Raw genomic sequence first — 21,666 nt, forward strand, 5'->3', positions numbered from 1 at the left:
CTCCGATGGAGACCATCAATGAGCGAGGCTGCCGAAGTCCTCAGGCCAAAAGTTCACCCCGAGAAGATAGCCATCTGACTAGCCGATGATCGCAAGAACTGGCGCCGGTCTTTCGGAAATTTTGGTCGCCGCGATCGTTAATGTTGCAGCGGGCTGGGAGCTAACCAATTCGGGGAGTTTCAGCTATGGGTACGAACAGTGAGGTCACTCTTCATACCGGCCGAAAGATGCCGGTGATCGGTCTTGGTACCTGGCAATTGACCGTCGATACAGCCGTGGCTGTCGCCAATGCGCTTCAGGCCGGCTATCGCATGATCGATACGTCGGGGGACTACGGAACGCAGCCGGGCGTCGGCGAAGGCATTCGTCGCAACGGTATCGAGCGCTCCGCAATCTACGTCGTAACAAAGATCGAAGAAACGGATGACGCCTATGAGGCCACAATACAAAACCTCAACGAGTTGGGTCTCGACTATGTGGACTTGATGCTTATCCATCGGCCACCAGCATCAGGTGCTGGCGAAGAACTGTGGGGCGGCTTGATCAAAGCGAAGGCAGAGGGTCTCACTCGCGATATCGGTGTCAGTAACTATTCCGCCGAGCAGATGAACGCACTCATCGATGCGCTGGGGGAAGTGCCGGTGGTGAACCAGATCGAGTGGAGCCCGTTCGGCCACAGCGAGAAGATGTTTCACTACGCCAAGGACAACAGCATTATCATTCAGGCTTATAGCCCGCTTACGCGGACAAAGCGGCTGGCCGACGAAAGGTTGCAGGGTATTGCGGGTGAATATGGCAAGACACCGGCACAGGTTCTGCTGCGCTGGAATCTCCAGAGAGGTACTGTGCCGCTACCGAAGGCCCATCAACCCCAGCACCAACGGGAGAATATCGACATTTTCGACTTCGAGATCAGCGCTAGGGATATGAAGGTTCTGGATGGTCTGAACGAGCGCTATTCTTCGCTTGGGGCCCTACCTTACGAATGACGGCAGCTTTGATCGGACGGTCCGCCATCTGTTCGAGCTGCTGCGAAAGCGATGCCTCCTCCAGGTTGCGTGGACAAACGTATTCCTGTTTCGCCTGACGCATGTTTCAACGCTGCTCTTTAAGGAGGGCAGCATTCGAGGACTGATGAGCGATGAGGAATGGGCGTTCTTCGCGCCATTCCTGGCGGAGAACCGCTCGGGCGGAGGTGGGCGGCGGCCACAGGACCACCGCCAGGTCCTGCACGACATCTTCTGGATCAGCTTCCTCAGGTCCGTCCAACTCGCCACCATCAGGCACCGGATCAGTTTGCCCAGGCGGCCTGGGGCAGTGGAAGTGACCGCCTGCGCCCTCACGGGATACACGCCTCGGCGATCGACAGGCTGTTCTCGTAGAGGTGGTGGCGGGTGATCCGGCCGTCCTCGACGGTAAGGCGGAGCGCGAACGGGCCCTCGAAGGACTTTCCTGTTGCGCGCACGGTCCCCGCCAGGTGCCCCATCAAGATGGCGTCGGTACCGTCGACGAGGAAGGTGTCGACGGAGGCGCGCGCATCCTCGGGCACGGTATACTCCATCAATTCCGTGAACTGGGCAGCACATTCGGCGGCGGTGGACCGCGGACGGATCCACGGGGCGGCCGGGTTCTCGGCCAGCAGCCAGTCGACCTCATCGGCGAAGAGCGCGACGAGCCGCCCGGTGTCCCCGGCCAGCCGGGCGGCAAGGAACTCCTGCACGACAGCCCGGGTGGTCTCGGCGACGGAGCCCGTGATGGTTGAAGTCTCCATGATGGCGATGGACATTGCGGACATGGCGCTCTCCTTGTTGCTGCGGTCGGACCGGGGCCGTCGATGTGTTCGATCCTCTCAGGGGAGCGAGGAGCGGTCGATTACCTCGGAAGTAATGATCAGCAGATAATGATCCGGCACACCTTCGTTGGCGGAGATCCGGTGGAAGGAGGAACGCCAGTGACCCTCTTCCACTCAGCCAGACAAAGCCACCGGATACCCCAACGTCTCAACCGATCCGCACGTCGGCCTGCGCCTCTCTCAAAAACCGTGCCGTAGCTTGATTCGCCGGAAAGAAGCCCTCGATGGCGAGTTCTGAAAGCGTGATGTCGAGTGGCGCGCCGAACACGGTCGTCGTCGTGATGAAGGAAAGCTCGGCTCCGCCGAGCCGCATCTGGAACGGCACGGCGATGCTGCCAGAGTGATTGACCTTGGGGCGGTGGCTGCTCGGCCCGCCCGGATAGGACGCGAGTTCCTTCTCCAGGTCGGCCAACACGGGATCCGCCACGAGATCGTTGAGATCCCGAAGGCGCACCAGAACATGGGCGCGCCATTCCGTGAGATTGAGAATGTTCGGCGCAAGTCCCTTAGGGTGCAAGCTTAGGCGCAGCGCGTTAACGGGCGGCTCAAGCAGCGACTTGTCTTGAATTTCCGCCAACAGCGGAGCGACCGCGCCATTGGCAAGCAGCATTGTCCAGTACCGGTCGATGGCCAGCGCCGGATTGGGCGCATGGCCATCGAGAAGCAGCTGCACGGCCTCCATCGCCGGCTTGAGGACGGGATCTCCAAGCGAGCGTTCGGCAAAGGATGGCGCGTAACCAGCAGCCAAAAGCAGGCGATTGCGCTCCCTCAGCGGGACCGCGAGCGTTTCGGCCAGATTCAGCACCATTTCGCGCGAAGGCGCGGCGCGGCCGCTCTCGACGAAGCTCAAATGCCGCTGGGAAATGCCGGCCTCCAGCGCTAGGTGAAGCTGGCTGATGCGACGGCGCTGACGCCATTCGCGCAAGAGGTCACCCACGCCGTCTCCGGATTTGTTTGCTGTGATTGTATTTTGCATGAGCAGTCTTATAGCCTGACAAGGTGAAACCAACGATTACCTTCGAGGTAATCGCCGCACTGAGCAGTACGCGTCATTCTCCTACCGTCCGGCGGCAATCAACCGGTCCGATAGAGACGAAGGAGTTCGAAAAATGACGCTTGCCATCTCACCCTTCCTGCGCAAGGCCTTTCTGGCGGATGCGTTTGTGAGCGGCGCTGCCGCGATCCTGATGATAGCAGGGGCTGGGCTGCTTGGCCCGTTTCTGGACCTGCCAGCCGCACTTCTGTTCTGGGCCGGCCTCGCGCTTATCCCATTCGTAGGGCTGCTCTTTGTGCTTGCTCGACGAGAAGCGGCACCACGTTTGCTCATGCTGGATATCGTGCTCGTCAACGCGCTGTGGGTCGTTGCGAGTTTCAGTATCATGGCGATCGGCCTTGTCACGCCGAACACGCTCGGCGTGTTGTTCATCACCGCTCAGGCGCTCGCCGTCGCCCTCTTCGCAGCCTTGCAGTTCACCGCCCTGCGGAGTGCTCCAGTCACGGCGTGAAAGCGAATACCCCGGCCCATTTTGTCCGGCGCCCGGCCACTGGGTCAAAGCACGAATAGCTGACATGGCGGCGTTTCAGGAATTTCTGCAGCGGGTCGCCCTGCGCGCCACCGTGTCAGTGAAATGCATACTTATGCATCAATGGCCAAGAAATAGCCCGTCACATTCCACATCCGCACCCACGGGTGGCGACAGTTCGTTGAGTGTGGTGCTGTCGGCATTCGTGCGCTACTCGGCTTCGGACTCCTCCCAGCTAACATTCTCCGCCGGCTTATCCTCGCGCAGGCCGAGAAAGCGTGCTTGGCGAACAAGCCCGTCGGCTGTCAGTTCCGTGAATGCCACTTGGGCGACGAGCTGCGGCGTCACCCAACGCGCATCCTTTGCGATGGCGCGCGGTACTCCACCGGTCACCGGCGGGGTCCTTCGTGACAATCTGTTGAGCCGCGCGCCAAGCTGCTGCAATTCATCCTGCGAGAAACCGGTGCCGACGCGGCCAGCATACTGCAAGTCTCCCTTCTCATAGACGCCGAGCAGCAGCGAGGCGAAGGGCCTGTTCTTTTGCGATGGAGACCAGCCGACAACGACAAACTCCTGCTCGTGCCCGCACTTTATCTTCAGCCAGATTCGCCCCCGCCCCGAACGGTATCGCGCGCTCGCGCGCTTGGCGATGATGCCTTCATAGCCGGAGCGGCATACCATCTCCAGCATTGCCGCTCCGTCTTGGTTGACATGATCCGTGTAGAATATTGGTCCCTCCCGACCCGCCTCCTTCAATAGAGATTTCAACCGCGCCTTCCTCTTGCTCAGGGGCTCGGATCGGATGCTCTTGTTGCGCACGGCAAGGAGGTCGAAGACAAAATAGGAGAGATTCTTCCCGCCGCTTCTCAAGCCCTTCTGCAGGTCAGAGAAGCTGGATCGGCCGGCCGAATCCAGCGCCACGACCTCTCCATCCAGGAGCACGCCACGCAAATCAAGCTCGGCCAGGGCGTCGGCGATTGCATGGAACCTGTCGGTCCAGTCAAGGCCGCTGCGCGTGTATATGCGTACCTTGCTGCCTGAAACCGCCGAAAGGGCACGGTAGCCGTCGAACTTGGTCTCGAAGAGCCAATTTCCGCCGCTCGGCACATCGTCCACCAGCGTTGCAAGCGCAGGTTTCACGAAATGAGGCATGCCCGAGACGCGGTCGCCACGTGGGGAGTTTTGCCGAGAACTTGATCCTCCCCGGTTCTTGTTTCGCTACCGGTCCGGTCCGGTCCGGCCGTGGCAGCGATGTCTTCAACTCTGCGGCCTGACGCAATGCTGGTCTTATGTTGTGAGGTCACGTCGCGCCGGTCGTCGGCTTCCTCATCGTCCGCCTTGATGAGCAGCCAGTCTTCACGGTGACCTGATTTCTTGCCTCGAAGACGGACAAGTGCCCAGCGGCCCCGCAGCCTTTTGCCGTAGATTTCGAAGGTGAGCTTGCCCTTGTTCAGCCCCTCGTAGGGATCGTTACGCGGCATCCACGTCCCCTCGTCCCACAACAGCACAGTCCCGGCACCGTAGCTGTCCTTGGGGATATTGCCTTCAAATGTTGCATACTCCAGCGGGTGATCCTCGGTGGATACCGCGAGCCGCTTTTCGGCCGGGTCGAGACTTGGCCCTCGCGTGATCGCCCAGCTTTTCAGCACACCGTCGAGCTCGAGCCGCAAATCATAGTGCAGACTTCTAGCCGCGTGTTTCTGGACCGCATAGATTCCGCCTTTGCGCCGTTTCGGGCGGCCTCGTGCCTTGCCATTTGGTTCAGGGGTCACGTCGAAGCGGCGCTTGGCGCGGTAGGTCTTGAGAGAATCGCCCTCGCTGCCGATAGCCATGTCAACTCGCCTTCTGTCCCTCTGTGACGGACGCGCCCAAGGCCCAGGATTTCTCACGCGCCTGCGCATTGAATGAATATCCGGGCCGGAAAAATGTTCCCCCCACCACGATGAATGAGAGTGCTTGCGACATTTCCTTCGGAAGTCATTCTTCTCGGCGGCATCTGGATTTCGAGCGGGGACTGCTCGCCCGGCAGGTCTCAGCATGGCGGCGGTCATCTGGACCGGTCTAACGGCCTTCTCCCTGAGGGCCTGCACATGACCCCGCGTTCCTCGGTATGCGCCTAGAAGACGTAGCGATCCCAGCCGCCATAATGTTCTTGGCTCCGAGCGCCGCGTGGCAAACTTAGCACGATCAGGATAAGGCCGGCGACGCCGCCGTGCGCCGCCGCCAGCGGGCCGCCGCCGGCCAGGAGCCAGGGGGCAGCGATCAGCCAGAGTCCGAAGGCCGCGTTGATGAAGCGCAGCGGCCGCGCCACCTCGGCCATGGCCGTGACGGCGATGGTGATGACCAACGCACCCACCAAGTGATCGCTATCGGCCATCGGCGGTTCGGTTCCGAAGACCAGTCGGCTGAACATCAGCCAGGCGCCGAGCACTGAACTCGCGACCAGAGTCCAGGGCACTGTAATGCCGCGGGAGGCCGAACGGACAAGCTCGTCAATCGGCACGTCGAAGCCCGGTCGATCCGCGTCCTTGCTGCTTCCCGGCAGTGCGTCACCCATGAAGAAGGAGCGCCAGAAGGGGCGGCCGCGGCGGGTGTTAGCGATCTGGAACTGCCCCATTGCCACCAACTCGTCGAGCGCGAAGGGGATCATGATCAGCATGGCGAGCGCCGCCGCCAGACACAGTGTGCAATAGGTGCCGATCATCATCGGCTGGATGATGATGAAATAGATGGAGATGACGCCGAGCGGCACCACGACGATGCCGAATAGAAGCACCATCCAAGGCATGGTGCGCCAGCGCGATCGTCCGCCCATCACTCCCATCAGGATCTCGAACATGTAGCTGGTCGCGCCCAGACCGCCATCGGCGATCGGCCAGGCCCTTGACACGTCAGAGGTGATGATGAATTCGGTGCCGTTTCGGTCGCCCTCGCCGGAGAAAAACGGCTCCCATACATAATCGATGTGCCCAAGCTGATAGGCGGCGAGCGCGCGTGCGATAACGAAGCCGATGGCGCCAAGCGCGATGATGGGCAGGCGCTGCAGATAGGTGGACGGGCAATAGGTCCAGCCGGGCGGCATGTCGGACTCATCCATCATGCCCTCGTGACTCATGCCCGGCATCATCGGCACCAGAATGGAGAAGGTGATGACGAGCGCGCCGACGATGGTATCGTTGGCGTAGACGGCTGCACTCGGCGCCCAGAAGAAGAGTGGCGCGAATAGAAGCCATATGCCGACCGCCGTGTTGGCCCATGGCGCCCAGCTCAGGCGTGGCGAGAGTGCAAGCGCGGAGAACCCCATGATGAGAATGCCGCTCAAGAGGTCGCTCCAGGCCGTGAGCGAATTGCGCAAAGAGGGGGCCCAAAGGCCGCGCTCCTCTGTTACGCGTATAACTGCTTCGCTGAAGGTGTCGGCGCCGAAGGTGCCGAAGACGAAGGGGCTTGTTGCCAGCCAGAGGCCAAGCAGCATGTTGAGGAAGTGCACCCAGAGCATGTCGAAATGCATCATGCGCATGTGCTGCATATGCTCGCGCATGGCCGCCTGATGCCGCTTAGGGTCTTCCTTCTCCTCTTCTTCGCGCTCCTCCGTCTGAACCTGCTCTGCCGCCACCGAGGCCGGATTGAGCTTGTTGGTCTTGTACCAGCGCGCTGGGTCGGCCTTCAGCGCGTCGATCATCCTCGGCAGGGTGTCGCGCAGGGAATGCTTCGGTTCCCAGCCCAGAAGGTTTCTGGCACGCGAAATGTCCAGCTCGTAATGGTCGTCCGAGATGTTGACCATCCATGGTCGAATAAAGGGATCCTGGTCCAGCACCTCGCCCTGCACCCACGCCCCGATGCGGGCGAGGCTCTTTGGAATCCGCCGCGTCTCCCACGCCTTGCCATGGATCAGACGACCTAGCTCGCGCTGCAATTCGCCAAAGGTCGGCGTGTCCGTCTCGCCGATGAGAAGCGGCAGCTCCGCCGGCAGCTCTTTCCTGCGTTCCACGATCGCAAGAAGCGCGTCCAAGAGATCGTTGAGATGGATGAACGGCTGCCCGGTGTCCAAGTCGCCAGGATAGACATGGCTGACGGGCAGGCGCTCGTGGATGCGGGCGATCTGATGCGCCAGAAAAGTCGCGCGGCACATGTCGTCATAGACGCCGGCCGGTCGCATCATGACGGCCGGTATGTCGCCTCGCTGCTCGCGGATGAGCGTTTCCGTCTGAATTTTTGAGGCACGGTAGGGGAGTTTCGGATCGAGCGGCCAGTCCTCGTCGATCGGCTGGCCCTTCATACCCGGAGCGTGGACGAGCATGGTGCTCGAGAAGACGAATTGTTCGACCTCGAAATCCTGCAGCGCCCGCAAGAGCCGCTCCGTGCCGCGCACTGTCACCGCTTCATATTTCGGGTTCGGTTCTCCGGTCAGGTCGAAATAGGCGGCCAGGTGGATCACTGAGGCGATGCGGTCGCCATAGCGCCTCCGCACTTGCTCCAGCGTTTCGTCGACGCTCTCGTCGGATGTCAGGTCGATGCGGATGTACTGCGCACCCGCCGGTGGATGCTCCGGCACGAAAAGGTCGAGGCCGACCGGCACGAAGCGGTCGGCCAGCTTCTCGATCAAAACTGAACCGATGAAGCCGCTACTTCCCGTGACGACGACGACGTCTTGCCTGCTATCCATTCGATACCCCGTTGGCGATACTCCGCTGGCGAGCGACGCACCCGTCCCACGTTTTTAGGCGCTTGATGGGCGTGGCATCACAGGAACACTTGAGTGTTTGTGGATCGCAACTAGGGTTGCTGGGCTCGATTGCCACGCCGTAGATTTCAGCGTCCTTGTTCAGCCGCTTGGCTGACCTCTTCCAGCCCTCAACCAAATCACATGTCGAATGTTCCCGTCATAGGCTCCGACCTCACCGCACTTCGATGACAAATCTGTTTCAGCCGGTCGCATCTGCTGGCAGGAAGGCGAGCGTTTTGGATTACGGGAATTCGGTTGCTGACGCGCCCATGGTGCTCAAACCGTAAACCCGTGCGGCAGTTTCTCGCGGGATCGATATTGGGTCACGATTCATACCGGAAAGGGAACATCGCTCTGGATTGGAAGTTTCTGGGAAAGGTTGCCTTGTCAGTGAGAAAGGCCTTGCTATCCGCGCTTCTGGCTCGTCCCGGCGGTGTTTGAGCTTTGGCTTGGCCGTTCATGGTATTGGCCGGATGTGCAATCTACCAGGAAAGCGTCCGGACGGGCGACACTGAACAGGAGGTACCCCGGGGACGGAGGTGACGGTGGAACCGTTGATGAACTACTTGTGGCTTTTCGTCGTCGCCGGCGGCCCTTTGATCCTTGCGGCTGCACTTATATTCGCCCTTCTGAGACGGCGGCGACTAAAAAGGGAAGAGCGCAGAAAACGCGACGAGGCCACCCGCGAACTCTACCGTGGTTAGGCTCAAGAGCCTATCGATTTGGCTCGCGCGGCAATGCGGGGGAGCGCCTGTCGGCAAATTGCCGTTTCACAGACTATTTGGACGAGGCGCCCGATCCTCTAAGATGCTGCCATGAGCAAGGACGATTCCAAAGGCGAGAAGGCTATAGTTCCTGACGCCTACCCGCGGGACATACAGCTTCTTCTGACGGAGATCGAAAGGGAGTCTGTTCCGGAGCGGATTCTGGCCCTGGCCGTTGAACTGCAGGCGGCGCTCGCAGAACGTCGCCGCCAGGAGACAGCAAAGCGCCGGTAGCATGCGCCACTCTCCTTCAGTCTCTCGCGGCCGGGAGCAGAACAGTGACAAGTGCTCAGTTTTCTGCCACCCCGCCTCCGGAACATATCCCGCGGCATCTTGTTCGGCTGAAACGGAATCAAAGAAACCGAACGAACGAAATGGCATCCGCTCCCACCGCGCTATCTGGTCGAACACCTTTGCTCCGAACCACGCAAACGATGCGCGGAGCTGTCGTGACGGGGCCCGGCAGGGTGGCGATCAAGGAGGTGCCGATCCCGAAACCCGCAACCGGGGAAGTGCGTGTGCGTCTGGAAGGCTGCGGGGTTTGCGCCTCCAATCTTGGGCCGTGGTCCGGTCCAGAATGGATGCGGTTTCCCACTGAGCCCGGCGACCTCGGCCATGAGGGTTGGGGAGTGGTGGATGAAGTCGGGCCGGAGGTAGAGGGGCTGATACCTGGCGACCGTGTGGCCGCCCTCTTCTATCGCAGCTATGCGGAATTCGATGTCGGACCGGCAAGCTCGGTGGTGCCGTTGCCACCTGCCTTTGCAGGCGAGCCTTTCCCCGGCGAACCGCTCGGCTGTGCCATGAACGTCTTCCACCGAAGCGGTATCGGGCCGGGTCAGACCGTGGCGATCGTCGGGATCGGCTTCCTCGGCGCGCTGCTCACGCAACTCGCGGCGGCAGCCGGGGCGCGCGTGATCGCCATCTCCCGACGCGCGTTCGCACTGGAAGTGGCACGCGAGATGGGGGCATCCGAAACGATTGCCACGGATGATCCGGCTGCTGTCATCGGTCGGGTCTCGGAGATTACCGGCGGCACGTTGTGTGACCGCGTGATCGAGGCGACGGGGCTGGCGCGCCCGCTGGAGCTTTCCGCGGAGCTGACAATGGAACGCGGCCGCCTCGTCATTGCAGGCTATCACCAGGACGGGCCAAGACAGGTAAACATGCAGCTCTGGAACTGGCGCGGTCTCGACGTGATCAATGCCCATGAGCGCGACCCGGCGATCTATGTCCAGGGCGTGCATGCAGCCGTGGAGGTGGTTGCCGGGGGGCGCCTCGATCCGGCGCCGCTGCTCACACACGCCTATCCGCTGGAGCGCCTCGATGCGGCACTGAACGCCACGCGGGATAGGCCGCACGGCTTCCTCAAAGCCATGGTGGTCATGTGAACGACGCGCTGGCAAAACATCCGCGCCACACCCTCGCCAAACCGCGAATCGGCTTTCTCGGTGTTGGATGGATAGGGCGGCACAGGATGCAGGCGATCGTCGAAAGCGGCATCGCGGAAACCGTGGCGATAGCCGATCAGTCGCCGGAGATCGCCGCGAGAGCAGCCGAACTGGCGCCGGACGCCGAGATCGCGCCGTCGCTCGATAATGTGCTCGATGCGGGCGTCGATGGCCTCGTCATCGCCACACCGAGCGCCCTGCACGCGCCTCAGACAATCCGTGCCCTCAGGCATGGTGCCGCCGTTTTCTGCCAGAAGCCGCTTGGACGCACGGCCCATGAGGTGCGCTCCGTCATCGATACTGCGCGTGCGGTCGACCGGTTGCTTGGTGTCGACATGTCGTACCGCTTTACGGAGGCTGCGCGGCGGGTCCGCAATGTGGTCGCTTCCAACGGGATCGGACGCGTGCATGCGGTGGAAATGACGTTTCACAATGCCTACGGGCCGGATAAGCCCTGGTTCCGTGATGCCAGGCTTTCGGGCGGCGGCTGTGTCATGGATCTTGGCGTTCATCTGGTCGACCTGGCGCTGTGGGTCCTGGATTTCCCGCGCGCCCACGGCGTGTCGAGCAGGCTGCACGCACGTGGGAGGCCGCTGCGCGACGGCACCGGAATCGTTGAAGACTATGCGGTCGCGACGATCGATCTCGAAGGAGACACGGTGGTCCGGCTTGCCTGCTCCTGGCACCTTTCGGCGGGCTGCGATGCCGTCATTTCCGCCGCTTTCCATGGGACGGAAGGCAGTGCCATGCTAAGGAATATCGATGGTTCTTTCTATGATTTCACGGCCGAACAATACTGCGGCACCGCATGTGAGACGCTTGCCCGGCCGCCGGATGCGTGGGGCGGACGCGCCGCCGTCGACTGGGCGACGCGGCTAGCAGGGAGCGATCGCTTCGATCCCTCCATCGAAAGGCTGGTGGACGTAGCCGAGGTTCTTGACCGCATCTATGGACGGACGGGTGACATCGGCCGGCGCCAGCGCCTCAAGGCGGCGGCTGCGCGTCGACGTGACCATTAAGTGCGCCTGCGGCTGAAACGCTATCCCTCGCCGAAGCGACCTTTCTGCCGCGACGGATTGCGCAGAAGGTCTGACTCTTCCTCCGAGCCGGGAAGTGCTTCGTCCGGCCTCTGATAAGGATTGTCATCTTCCTCTTCCAGCGAAGGTGCCGCGACCGGCGTCCCCAAGGCGCGACCTGAGGCATCAACCTCGACGTCGGCCAACGGTAGCGGATTTTCGCCTTCGGTTGCCGACACCGCATCAAGGAGGGCGGCGCGCGCGCTGCCGACGAGCATGCTGCTGCTCTCGCCAACCTCATCGCCCGACTGCGGAAGGCGCACGACAATGGTCTCGCCCTTAGTGCCGCGAAAAGTCACCAGCGACCAATAGCCGTCCCCGGCGTCAAGCCGCTGCACCTGCACATCGTTAAACTGCATTGCCCTGTTCCTTGTGCCTGTTTCGGACGGAAACGGGAAAGCGGGGCAGATTGTTTCAAGAAGGGCATCAAAGCGGCGGCGGCTCGACTATCTCCGGTCGCCCGCCGCGCCGGCACAGATAGACCTCGCGCTCCGGATGCATCTCGATGCGGAAACCGGCACTGCGCAACATCGCCTCCACAGCGGCACGATTGGGAATGAACCAGTTCGTCGGGTCACCGGCATAGCGGTGCTCGACAAAGTGGAGGCGCGGGAAGTCCGCTTTCTCGAACAGTTGCCATTCCGAGAAGGGGTAGTCGTCTCGGACCTTCGGCACCGTGTCATTGCCACGCTGGAGAGACTGCACGAGAAGCAGGTCGCCCGCCACATGCTCATGGATGAGGTCGAGCGCCAGAAGCGGATGACGCAGGTGGTAGAGTACCCCCAGAAAGAGGACAAGATCGAACTTGCGACCCAGCCTTCCGACGTCGTAGACCGACATCTGATGCAGTTCGAGGTCGATGCCGGCCTGTGTGGAGGCGAACTCCGCCTGCGCCAGATAGCGCGGGTTCGAGTCGATACCGACGACGAGACCGGCGCCGCGCCGCTTCATCTCGATCGCATAGAAGCCGGCATTGCAGCCGATGTCGAGGACGCTGCAGCCGGCGATATCCTGCGGCAGGGCATGCGCGAATTTCTCCCACTTGCAACGCGGATAGTCGCCGAGGAAATGGTCGGGGGCGGTCGCCATGCCGCCGATGGTCATGTTGTGAAACCACGGCGCCAGCTCCTCGATGCGTTGGCGGATCGACGCCTTCCGCTTCGGATGGAAGCCTACATTCATTCGGCTCTCCTTCGAGTTAGCAGATGAGCGGTTCCGTTGCGGGCCGCTTGGCCGGCCGGCGCCCGCCGTGCCGGCGCGTCGTAAGCTGGAACCACGAGATGGTTCTGCGCAGTCCTTCCTCGAGCGGCACGCGCGGCTCCCACCCCAGGATGGCTTGTGCGCGGTGGATATCCGGCCGGCGCCGCTGCGGATCGTCTTCCGTCATCGGCAATTGCATCACTTCGGGCCTTGTGCCGATCTGCTGCGCCAAAAGATCGATGAGCTCCTTCACCGTGAACTCGCCCGGATTGCCGAGATTGATCGGCTGGCCTGGGTTTTGCGGCTTGCGCATCAGGAGGATGAGGCCGTGCACGAGGTCGGAGACATAGCAGAAGGAACGTGTCTGCTCGCCGCTGCCGTGAACGGTGATCTGCGCGCCCGACAACGCCTGACAGATGAAGGTGGAGACGATGCGTCCGTCGTCCGGCTGCATGCGCGGCCCGTATGTGTTGAAGATCCGGGCAACGCGGACATTGGCGCGGTTGAGGCGCAGAAAATCGAAGCACAGCGCCTCTGCTGCACGCTTGCCCTCGTCGTAGCAGGCGCGCGGGCCGGTGCAGTTGACGCTTCCGCAGTAGTCCTCGTTCTGCGGGTGTTCTTGAGGATCGCCATACACCTCGCTTGTCGATGCCTGGAGAAAGGTAGCGCCCTTGCGCTCGGCAAGCCGAAGCAGGTTGTGCGTACCAAGAACGCTGGACATCATGGTGTGGACAGGATCGGCACGGTAGCGCGGCGGCGAAGCGGCACAGGCGAGATTGTATATCTCGTCGATCCTCTCGCCGATTTCGATGGGCATGCAGATGTCCTTTTCGATCAGCTTGAACCGGTCGTTGGCGCGCCAGGGCACGACGTTGGCGCGCGCCCCGGTAAGAAAGCTGTCGACGCAGATGACGCGATTTCCCTCCCGTAGGATCGCTTCGCAAAGGTGGGAGCCGAGAAAACCTGCGCCGCCGGCGATCAGTACGGTCTTCATAATGGCTGACCTCCGCTTCTGACCGCGCGCGCATGCCGCATTGGGGCGCGCTCGCTCCGCATCCGTGTCTCGCTCAGCGTTTCAATGTGTCTGGCAAGTTCGTTCGCGCGTGCGACCGCAGTATGGCCTGCCAGAACGCGCTCACGCGCACTTCCGGCAACCCTGCGACGCACGTCGCCGGGAAGCTGCGTCAGTGTCTGCACGACGTCTTCCGGGGTATCGGCTATGAGAACCGCCTCGTCCTCGGGCAAGAGCGCGCCCAGTCCCGGCCAGCGATCGCTGATGATCGGCGTAGCGCAGGCGGCGGCCTCAAAGATGCGCACGCTTGGCGAGAAACCGGCGGCGGCCATATCGGCGCGCGTGATGTTCAGCGTGAAGCGGGATCTGCTGTAGAAGGAAGCATGCGCGGAAGGCGGCAAGTGCTCGATCCGCTCGACATTTGCCGGCCAGTCGATATCCGCCGGGTATTGCGGGCCGGCGACCACGAAGCGCTTCTCCGGCAGCCGCCGGGCGGGCTCTATCAGAAGCCGTTCAAGCGCTGGTTGCCGGTCCGGGCTGTAGGTGCCTAGATAGCCGAAGTCCCAGCGTATCTCCTCGCCGGTGGGGAAATAGAGGGCGGGATCGACGGAGCAGTACAGCGGCACGGCCCGCCTGGCGCCATAGCGGTTTTCAAGAAGCTCAAGCAGGCGGCCGCCCGCAAAGGAGAGGTAAAGGTCGAAATACGGCACTTGACGGTGTGCCAGATAGTCCTCCTCGCCGGCTTCGAGCCGTGCCATGGTGACGGGCGTATCGATATCGTAGAAGCAGAGAAGCGGTGGGTTCATCGCCCGGATGCGGTCGATCACCGCAACCCCCTCCGGCACGAACGAACCGACGATGACCGCGTCGGCCTCGCGGATTTCCGGCAGGAAGGCACCGAACTCATCAAGGCTGCGGTAGTATTCGAGGTGGCAGAAATCGGGTGCGGCCAGGTCGCGGTTGTCGGCGTACCACGGCACGTCGCGCTCCAGGAAGAGAACGTCGTGGCCGTTGGCATGCAGGCCCTTGAGCAACGATCGATACGTTGTGGCATGGCCGTTGCCCCAGGAAGACGACAGCGAAAGGCCGGTCACGACGATGTTAAGCCGGCGGCTCATTCGGCAGCCTCCGTTTGCGGCTTGGGCAGAAACCCTGAAAGGATCTGGTGCACCTGCTCGGCCCGATGGGCATAGGTGTGCTCGCGCATCACGTGTTGCCGCGCCGCCCGTCCGATCCTCTCGGCTTCGGCCGGCGTCAACCAAGTCAGTATATCGGCGACGTCCTTGCCATCGCGCGCCACCAGCGCCTCGCTGCCTTCGGCAAGGAAAAGATCGAGCCCGGCCCAGCTATCGGTGATCAGGCATGCGCCGGCGCCGGCGGCCTCGAAGACGCGGGTCGCTGGCGAGTAGCCATTGCTGGCCATGCTCTGCCGGTTAACGTTGAGAACCGCCTTGGGCGAGACGTTGAAGGCATTGTGGTCGCAGGTCGGCACGTGGCCGAGATAGCGCACGTTATCCGGGAGACGCCGACTGGACCAGCCGGCCCCGCCTAGAAGAAAAAACTGATCTGGAAGGAGCGAAGCCGCACGGAAGAAAAACGTCTCCACCCTTTCCTCGCGGTCCGGCAAGCGGTTGCCCAAGAAGGCAAGATCGGCCGCAAAGCGTGGATCGGGTGCGACAGGGTGATGGGTGAGAGGGTCGAGCGCATTATAGACGGGGATGCAGTGCGGCGCACCGAGCGCCCGATACCCGTAGACCACCGGGTCGCCGCCGCCATAGGTGAGGATGAGATCGATCCGCGAGAGCTCGTGGAGCAACGGATGCTCGCGGTCACGGTCGATCTGGGCGAGCGTGGCAGGCGCATCGACATCCCAGAAGATAGTAAGCGCCTCGGACCGGGCCGCATTCAAAACCAGCTGCAGCAGTGCGTTGTCTTCGAAGCCGACGCCGCTTGCCTTGACGACGACATCGGCGGCCGCCGCGTGCGCCGCGGCGTGCTTCATCGAGACATCGTCACAGTCGTAGACGACGACGCGGCACCAGTCGGGCGGTTCCATGTCCCGGTTCTGGTGCCGCTCGCGGATGTTGGGCTCATAGAAGGTGATGTCGTAGCCAAGCATGGACAGCGCTTGCAGCAGACCACGGTAGTATGTTGCCGCTCCATTCCAATAGGAGGAAAGGAGGCTTGATCCATAGAACGCAATCTTCATTCCGCAGCCTCCTTTCGTATCGAGGTTTCCGTGCGCGCTCCGCCCAAAACCGATGCGATCGACAGAAGTTCACGTGCCCTGTGACGGCAGGTGTGCCTCGCCCGAATTGTCTCCAGCCCAGAGGTCGCAAGGGCGTCTGCGCGGTCGCGGTCGGCCAGGACCTGGCGCAGCAGTGCGGACATCTCCGCGCCGTTGCGCGCAAAGAGGAAATCCTCACCGGCCCGAAAGAGATTTTCCGCATCGTCCCAAGGCGCGGAGATCAAGGGGATGCCGCAAGCAAGAGCCTCGAAGACACGGATCGTCGGGATGCCCGGCAGCGCCTTGACATAGGGGCGCCGGGGAATGTGCATCGTTACACGGTGGCGTGCGAAGGCGGCCGGAACATCCGCGTTGGCGATCCAGCCGTCATAGTCGAGCCCCGCCTCGGCAAGCGCATCCAACGCGCGGCGCGGATAGCGCACGCCACGCACAGTGCATGAGAGGCCAAGCCTTTCCGACGGCTCGATCAGGAATTCACGCAGCTCGGCGGTGCGCTCATTGTCACCCCAGTTGCCGATCCAGATAAGATCGCGGCGGTCGCCTTCATGCGGCATGGGCTTGAAGAGAGCGGTGTCGGCTGCCTCGTGCCAGGTGAACACGCTGCGGCCCCACCCTGCCTCCACATAGCGCTGACGCAGAGATTCGCCGAATGCCAGGACGCCGTCATAATCTTCAAGGCGAAACGCCTCTATGTCCCGGCGTGCCGAGACGGCACGGTGGTGCGTGTCGTGAAAGAGAAGCGTGAAGCGGCCCACGCGACGCGCCCGGCCGATGCGTTCGACCAGCGAGCGCTCCGTCCATTCGTGGACGATCACGATATCGGCGCCCTGCAGCACCTCCTCATGGGGGAAGCTGGGGCCGTAAGTGACTGATCGCAAACCGGGGAAGTCACGCGCGAAGCGGCCGAAGGCGGCGGAACCTTGGTCGGCCGACAGGTTCTTGCGGCTCCAGCCATTGGCGGGCTCGAGCGCAAGCACCTCATGCCCGAGCGCCATCAGCTCGCGCATCACGCCACGCAGGAAGTGTGCGTTGCCGTGGTTCCAGTCGGACACGAGCGAGTGGGTGTGGAAAAGAAAGCGCATGGTCACGCTCCCGCCGCGCTGTGCCGGCAGCTCGCGGTGATCATTGAGCGATAGATCCCGATCATCGCCTCGGCCTGCGCCCTTGGGGTGAAATGTCGTACACGCTGGGAGGCCCGCATCGCCAACTCCCGCCGCAGCGCCTTATCGGCAGCCAGGTGGTCAAGCGCGGCAACGAGGCTCTTGGCATTATGCGGATCGAAGAAAAGTGCGGCGTCCGGCCACAGCTCGCGATAGGTGGGGATATCGGAAAGAACCAGTGCGCAGCCTGCGTGCGCAGCCTCGAGCGCCACCAACCCAAATGGCTCATAGAGTGAAGGCGAGACGACGACGGCGGCTCGCCGCATGTGCTCGAGAACCCCACTGTTGCTCAGTTCGCCGCAATAGTAGGCGTGCTTGGGTATGAAATGCTGGCCGTCGGGAGCGGAGAGAGGTCCTGCCATAAGAAGCGGCCATGACACCTCGCGCGCCGCAACGTCGAGGATTTCGCCGTTCTTGCTCTCGTCCCACCATCGCGCCGCGGCGAATACAAACTCCTCCTTGGGCCCCGGTTCAGGAGCGACCGCGAGCGCATTCGGGACCACCGTAAGGCCGGGCAGTGCGCCGTAACACCTTTCGAGAGATTTGGCGTGGCTGCGGCTCGGCGCCACTATGGCGTCCGCGCCCTCGAAGCCGGACTTGTTGCGCGTCATGTGCCACTGCCACTCGTCGGGCAGCGGCCCTCCGCGCATCGTCCGCCACCAGGTCGGGATGCACGAATGGGAGGCGACGAGGATGGGAACGTCGACGTCCAGGCCGCAGGACTGGGAGGGAAGATTGAGGTGAATGAGGTCAATCCGGCATTCGTCTGCCAGATGCCGTAGCAACTCGGGTAAGACGTCCAACTCGGTTTCGCGGTTGCACGTCCAATCAAGCGGCACATCGAGCCAGACAAGCTCGCCAAGCACCTGCGCTTCTGCGCGCTGCTCCGCCGTCGGGCCCGGTCCGAGACCGGCGAAGACGATGGAGACCCCGTGGGGCGCAAGTGCGCGCGCCAGACCCATCGCATAGCGCCATACGCCGCCCACTGCGTCCACTGTCATCAGCAGGCGCGCCGATGCGCCCGGCTGCTGATGCCGATGTGCCGATGTTGTGGAAACAGCCTGCGTCATCGTGCGATCCTTCTTGCCGTGACGCGGTCGACGGGCACTGACACCCTTTCCGCTCGCAACCAACCCAAGAGATCCTCAAGGCCATCGCTCCAGGGCACTTTAGGGCTCCAGCCAACGCGTCGTTGCAGCCAGCGCGTGTCGGCCACGAAATAAAGCTGGTCGCCGGCCCGCCAGTCCTCGCGCCTGACGTGCGGCTTGCTGCCCTTCAGGCGAGCGATCTTCTGCAGGACGACCTGCAAACTAACCGCGTTGGCGGCCCCCCCGCCAAGGTTGAAAGCTTCCCCGCTGACTTCCGCGATACTGGCCCGTATCTGGCGATAGGCGGCCACGGCATCGCTGACGTGCAGCACATCGCGAACCTGCTTGCCGTCGCCGAAGACGGTGATGAGACTGTCCTCCAGCGCGCGGATGAGGAAGTGAGCGACCCAACCCTGATCCTCCGTGCCGAACTGCCGCGGGCCATAGACGCAACTCATGCGCAGGACCGCCGCCGGCAAGCCATAAGAGGTGGCGTAGTCGAGCACATATTGATCTGCCACCCCCTTTGAGCAGCCGTAGGGTGTGCAGAACCGAAGGCTGCAATCCTCGCCGATGCCGTATTTGCGCACCTGCCGGTCGGCCGGCATATAACGGTCTTCCAGCTCGATCATCTCCAGGTGGTCGAGTGACCCGTAAACCTTGTTCGTGCTGGCGAAAACGATCGGTATGCGCCGCCCCGACTGGCGGGCCGCCTCCAGCACGTTCAGCGTTCCGCGGCCGTTGACCTCGAAGTCGTCAAAGGGCTGCAGGAGACTGCTCGTAACGGCTGTCTGAGCTGCCAGGTGAAAGATCGAGCCGGCGTCGGCGACGGCGGGGTAGATCGACATATAATCGCGCACGTCGGCAAGGAACGGATGAACGCGATCGCCGTGCCTCTCCTTCAGCCAGCCGAGATTCTCATCGACACCGGGACGGCTCAGATTGTCGAGAACTATCACCTCCTCGCCGTCTTCGAGCAGGCTGTCCGCAAGATTGGCGCCGATAAAACCGCTGCCGCCCGTAATCAGAACGGGCTCTGTTCTGGCGCCGATCGAGGGAGCGGCCAGGCGTGCGATCTCCGCCACCTTCTCAACACCGCCATCGGTCAGAAGCCGCGCCAGCAACTTCGGCCGACCGGAATTATCGACAGCGCCCAGATGATAGTGGCGGACGTCGAACCATAGACCTTCCTGCACAGCCACGTCGTGCGGCACGTCGCGCCAGCTGTACCAATACATGCGGTCGGCCGGCACATCGAGTGCGCTGATGAAGCGCCGCGCCTGCTCGACCTCGTCGTTGCGCCAGGTCGAATAGCCGGTTTCGGTGATCCATATCTCCGCCGCTTTATTGTAACGGTCGACGATGCGCCGCATCTCGCCGATATGCAGATCCCAGCCGCCCCAGCTTCCCTTCTCGCTGTCCCACGTACCTGGAAAACCATGGAACCCAACAGCACTGACGCGGTCCAGGACGCCTCTTTCGCCCATCAGGTCGAGCCAGTAGGGATCGAAAGGCGACGGTCCTCCGAGCACGGGATCCCAGCCGCGTTCCCGGGCCCAATGGGCGGCGTCGCCAATCATCTCACAGAAGAGCTGGAAATCGGTGTCTTCGCGCCAGTCCCAGTCGAGAAGGTTGTTCGGTTCGTTCCACAGCTCGATATGACGGAAGAGATGGCCGTAGCGCGTCAACACGTGGTCGACGAAATCAGCATAGTCGCGGAGGCGGCGCGGCGCGCCCGACGTCTTGCCCGTACGGGAAATGGAGGGTGGGGTGTAGTGGATACACGGCAACACATCCAACTTCGCAGCCAGCCTTGGCAAGAGCCAATCGAACCACTCCGGCCCCCCTGGGGCGAAATACTCCGCCCAGGACAGGTGTGTGCGCAGATAGGAGGCACCGGAAGCGATAATTTCGGGAAGCACCGTTTCCGTGCGCTCGTACTCGCCGGGGCGGAACCACTCGACGAACCCGAATTTGCGCTCGCTGTAGGGGGGACGTTTCGCCCCGGTCATGACACGAGCCCTCTTTCTTCGAGGTGACGTTTCATTTCCGCACCCCGGTCGACGGCCCCCGACCGCCGCACCCAGTCGGCCAGTTCCACCAGCGAATCCTCGAGCAGGTGCTCAGGCTCAAAGTCGAGCAAGGCACGTGCGCGGGAAATATCGGCGAAGCAATGGCGGATGTCGCCCACTCGTGCCTTGCCGAGAATCTCCGGCTTCATATCCGGCACTTCCATCGCCTCAGCCAGCAACCGCGCGACGCTGCTGATCGTATACGCGCGACCGCTGCCTATGTTGATAACGTTGCCGCGCGCTTCCGGTTTGCGCAGGGCCAAGGCGAAAGCGCGCGCGACATCTTGCACATGCACGAAATCACGCCGCTGCGCGCCATCCTCGAAGATGAGGGGAGGCTCGCCATTGATCAGGCGCGCGGCGAAGTTGGCAAGCACGCCTGTATATGGATTCGATAGCGCCTGGCCCGGCCCGAAGACGTTGAACAGCCGCAGCGCCACCGCATCGATGCCATAGGCCTCGGCGAAGATGAGAACGGCACGCTCCTGTGCGAATTTCGTCAGCGCATAGATGGATGCAAGCTCGACCGGCTTATCCTCGTTCGTGGGAACTGGCAGGAGCGGATCGCCGCTGCGCGTGGCCGGGTCCCACAGCCTGGCCTGTATGCGCGAACGGTCCCTTCGCACATCGTCATGGATACCGCCTGCCGCGTCCCGGTAGAGCCCCTCGCCGTAAACACTCATCGACGAGGCAACAACGATGCGCCGGACGGGCTGAGCGGCTATTTCCTGAAGCAGGACGGCCGTGCCGTAGTCGTTGGCGCCGACGTAACGCTCGATCTCGTACATGGATTGGCCAACACCGACTTCGGCCGCAAGATGCACCACCAGGCCCACCCCGTTCAGCGCATGCCGCACCGCATTAGCATCGCGGATGTCGCCACATATGAACTCTGCTCGGTCGGGCAGAACGGCGGGCCGGCCCCCGTGCACCTGATCGACGAGGCTGTCGAGAACACGCACTTCGAAGCCGCCGTCCAGCAGTTCACGTGCTACACGGCGGCCGATAAACCCGCCGCCTCCCGTGATTAATACGATATCTTTCACTATTGCTCCTGCTTACATCGAAGACGGGCTCTTCAGTGTCTTCCAACCGCAGCAGGAAGCTTTTGTTCCTACCGGCTGTGCGGGCATTTGGAACAGAAGGCCTTTTTGCGTGTTTGGCGCTCCAAAACACACGAGGAGAAGGCGATGAGCGCGGCAGTAACCACAACCGACCACGACGAGATCAGGAACTGGGCCGAGGCCAGGGGCGGCCGGCCAGCCCGTGTGAAGGCGACCAAGCCCGATGGAATATTGAGGATCGATTTCGGCGAGCCCGAAGAGGAACTGGAACCGATCACCTGGGCCGACTTCTTCCGTATATTCGATGAGAGCAACTTGGCGTTCCTCTATCAGGAGCGCACGGACGACGATCGTATCAGCCGTTTCAATAAACTGGTCGAGCGTGGCTGAGGCGACCCGGCGGGAGACCGGCGCAGGCCGCAGAGCCTGGCCTGAT

The 21,666-nt window shown here is 62.4% G+C and carries 20 protein-coding genes; 6 read left to right on the plus strand and 14 right to left on the minus strand.

The annotated features are described in order from the left end of the window. Window positions 1–185 precede the first annotated feature (185 nt). Complete coding sequence (locus GPJ75_RS18195; protein WP_163269916.1) at window positions 186–989, plus strand: aldo/keto reductase; 804 nt, start codon at window positions 186–188, stop codon at window positions 987–989. Between the two features lie 350 nt (window positions 990–1,339). Here GPJ75_RS18195 and GPJ75_RS18200 read toward each other — a convergent pair whose 3' ends face one another. Then, window positions 1,340–1,795, minus strand: a complete 456-nt coding sequence (locus GPJ75_RS18200) for a nuclear transport factor 2 family protein (RefSeq protein WP_205602574.1) — start codon at window positions 1,793–1,795, stop codon at window positions 1,340–1,342. Between the two features lie 205 nt (window positions 1,796–2,000). Further along, entirely contained in the window at window positions 2,001–2,828 is an 828-nt protein-coding gene (locus GPJ75_RS18205) for a helix-turn-helix domain-containing protein (RefSeq protein WP_163269918.1), read from the minus strand. A gap of 133 nt (window positions 2,829–2,961) precedes the next feature. On the opposite strand from GPJ75_RS18205, the gene GPJ75_RS18210 reads away from it, so the two are divergent. Further along, window positions 2,962–3,357 carry a hypothetical protein gene (locus GPJ75_RS18210; RefSeq protein ID WP_163269920.1) on the plus strand — a complete coding sequence of 132 codons (396 nt, stop codon included), beginning with the start codon at window positions 2,962–2,964 and terminating at the stop codon, window positions 3,355–3,357. A 228-nt stretch (window positions 3,358–3,585) separates the two neighbouring features. On the opposite strand, the gene ligD is transcribed toward GPJ75_RS18210, so the two are convergent. The 3 genes from ligD to GPJ75_RS18225 form a co-directional block, all read right to left on the minus strand. Further along, the gene (gene ligD / locus GPJ75_RS18215; protein ID WP_205602575.1) at window positions 3,586–4,515 is read right to left on the minus strand and encodes a non-homologous end-joining DNA ligase; all 930 of its coding nucleotides are present in this window, start codon (window positions 4,513–4,515) and stop codon (window positions 3,586–3,588) included. Then, the gene (locus tag GPJ75_RS18220; RefSeq protein WP_163269924.1) at window positions 4,512–5,207 is read right to left on the minus strand and encodes a DNA polymerase ligase N-terminal domain-containing protein; all 696 of its coding nucleotides are present in this window, start codon (window positions 5,205–5,207) and stop codon (window positions 4,512–4,514) included. The genes ligD and GPJ75_RS18220 overlap by 4 nt, the downstream gene beginning before the upstream one ends. 284 nt (window positions 5,208–5,491) lie before the next feature. Next, window positions 5,492–8,038: an NAD-dependent epimerase/dehydratase family protein gene (locus GPJ75_RS18225; RefSeq protein WP_163269926.1), complete on the minus strand. Its 2,547-nt coding sequence runs from the start codon at window positions 8,036–8,038 to the stop codon at window positions 5,492–5,494. A gap of 875 nt (window positions 8,039–8,913) precedes the next feature. Here GPJ75_RS18225 and GPJ75_RS18230 point away from each other — a divergent pair. From GPJ75_RS18230 to GPJ75_RS18240, 3 genes are all read left to right on the plus strand, one after another. Continuing rightward, the gene (locus GPJ75_RS18230; protein ID WP_163269928.1) at window positions 8,914–9,096 is read left to right on the plus strand and encodes a hypothetical protein; all 183 of its coding nucleotides are present in this window, start codon (window positions 8,914–8,916) and stop codon (window positions 9,094–9,096) included. A gap of 200 nt (window positions 9,097–9,296) precedes the next feature. Further along, the gene (locus GPJ75_RS18235; RefSeq protein WP_163269930.1) at window positions 9,297–10,250 is read left to right on the plus strand and encodes an MDR/zinc-dependent alcohol dehydrogenase-like family protein; all 954 of its coding nucleotides are present in this window, start codon (window positions 9,297–9,299) and stop codon (window positions 10,248–10,250) included. Continuing rightward, the gene (locus GPJ75_RS18240) at window positions 10,247–11,329 is read left to right on the plus strand and encodes a Gfo/Idh/MocA family protein (RefSeq protein WP_163269932.1); all 1,083 of its coding nucleotides are present in this window, start codon (window positions 10,247–10,249) and stop codon (window positions 11,327–11,329) included. Before GPJ75_RS18235 ends, GPJ75_RS18240 begins: the two co-directional genes overlap by 4 nt. 20 nt (window positions 11,330–11,349) lie before the next feature. Here the strand turns inward: GPJ75_RS18240 and GPJ75_RS18245 are convergent, their stop codons facing one another. From GPJ75_RS18245 to GPJ75_RS18285, 9 genes are all read right to left on the minus strand, one after another. Further along, window positions 11,350–11,745 (minus strand): hypothetical protein, encoded by a 396-nt coding sequence (locus tag GPJ75_RS18245; protein ID WP_163269934.1) that lies wholly within the window; start codon window positions 11,743–11,745, stop codon window positions 11,350–11,352. A gap of 67 nt (window positions 11,746–11,812) precedes the next feature. Further along, window positions 11,813–12,568 carry a TIGR04290 family methyltransferase gene (locus GPJ75_RS18250; RefSeq protein ID WP_163269936.1) on the minus strand — a complete coding sequence of 252 codons (756 nt, stop codon included), beginning with the start codon at window positions 12,566–12,568 and terminating at the stop codon, window positions 11,813–11,815. A 16-nt stretch (window positions 12,569–12,584) separates the two neighbouring features. Next, window positions 12,585–13,580 (minus strand): UDP-glucuronic acid decarboxylase family protein, encoded by a 996-nt coding sequence (locus tag GPJ75_RS18255; RefSeq protein ID WP_163269938.1) that lies wholly within the window; start codon window positions 13,578–13,580, stop codon window positions 12,585–12,587. Continuing rightward, a complete protein-coding gene (locus tag GPJ75_RS18260; RefSeq protein ID WP_163269940.1) occupies window positions 13,577–14,716 on the minus strand; it encodes a CgeB family protein in 1,140 nt (379 codons plus the stop codon). Before GPJ75_RS18260 ends, GPJ75_RS18255 begins: the two co-directional genes overlap by 4 nt. Next, window positions 14,713–15,807 (minus strand): CgeB family protein, encoded by a 1,095-nt coding sequence (locus GPJ75_RS18265; protein ID WP_163269942.1) that lies wholly within the window; start codon window positions 15,805–15,807, stop codon window positions 14,713–14,715. Before GPJ75_RS18265 ends, GPJ75_RS18260 begins: the two co-directional genes overlap by 4 nt. Further along, window positions 15,804–16,928: a CgeB family protein gene (locus tag GPJ75_RS18270; RefSeq protein ID WP_163269944.1), complete on the minus strand. Its 1,125-nt coding sequence runs from the start codon at window positions 16,926–16,928 to the stop codon at window positions 15,804–15,806. Before GPJ75_RS18270 ends, GPJ75_RS18265 begins: the two co-directional genes overlap by 4 nt. A 2-nt stretch (window positions 16,929–16,930) precedes the next feature. Further along, window positions 16,931–18,076: a glycosyltransferase family 4 protein gene (locus tag GPJ75_RS18275; RefSeq protein WP_246249117.1), complete on the minus strand. Its 1,146-nt coding sequence runs from the start codon at window positions 18,074–18,076 to the stop codon at window positions 16,931–16,933. Further along, window positions 18,073–20,106 (minus strand): NAD-dependent epimerase/dehydratase family protein, encoded by a 2,034-nt coding sequence (locus GPJ75_RS18280; protein ID WP_163269946.1) that lies wholly within the window; start codon window positions 20,104–20,106, stop codon window positions 18,073–18,075. The genes GPJ75_RS18275 and GPJ75_RS18280 overlap by 4 nt, the downstream gene beginning before the upstream one ends. Next, entirely contained in the window at window positions 20,103–21,212 is a 1,110-nt protein-coding gene (locus tag GPJ75_RS18285) for an NAD-dependent epimerase/dehydratase family protein (RefSeq protein WP_163269948.1), read from the minus strand. Before GPJ75_RS18285 ends, GPJ75_RS18280 begins: the two co-directional genes overlap by 4 nt. 144 nt (window positions 21,213–21,356) lie before the next feature. On the opposite strand from GPJ75_RS18285, the gene GPJ75_RS18290 reads away from it, so the two are divergent. Further along, the gene (locus tag GPJ75_RS18290) at window positions 21,357–21,620 is read left to right on the plus strand and encodes a hypothetical protein (RefSeq protein ID WP_163269950.1); all 264 of its coding nucleotides are present in this window, start codon (window positions 21,357–21,359) and stop codon (window positions 21,618–21,620) included. Window positions 21,621–21,666: the final 46 nt, after the last annotated feature.

Source organism: Chelativorans alearensis (assembly GCF_010993735.1).
In the GTDB taxonomy this organism is placed as follows: Bacteria; Pseudomonadota; Alphaproteobacteria; order Rhizobiales; family Rhizobiaceae; genus Chelativorans; species Chelativorans alearense.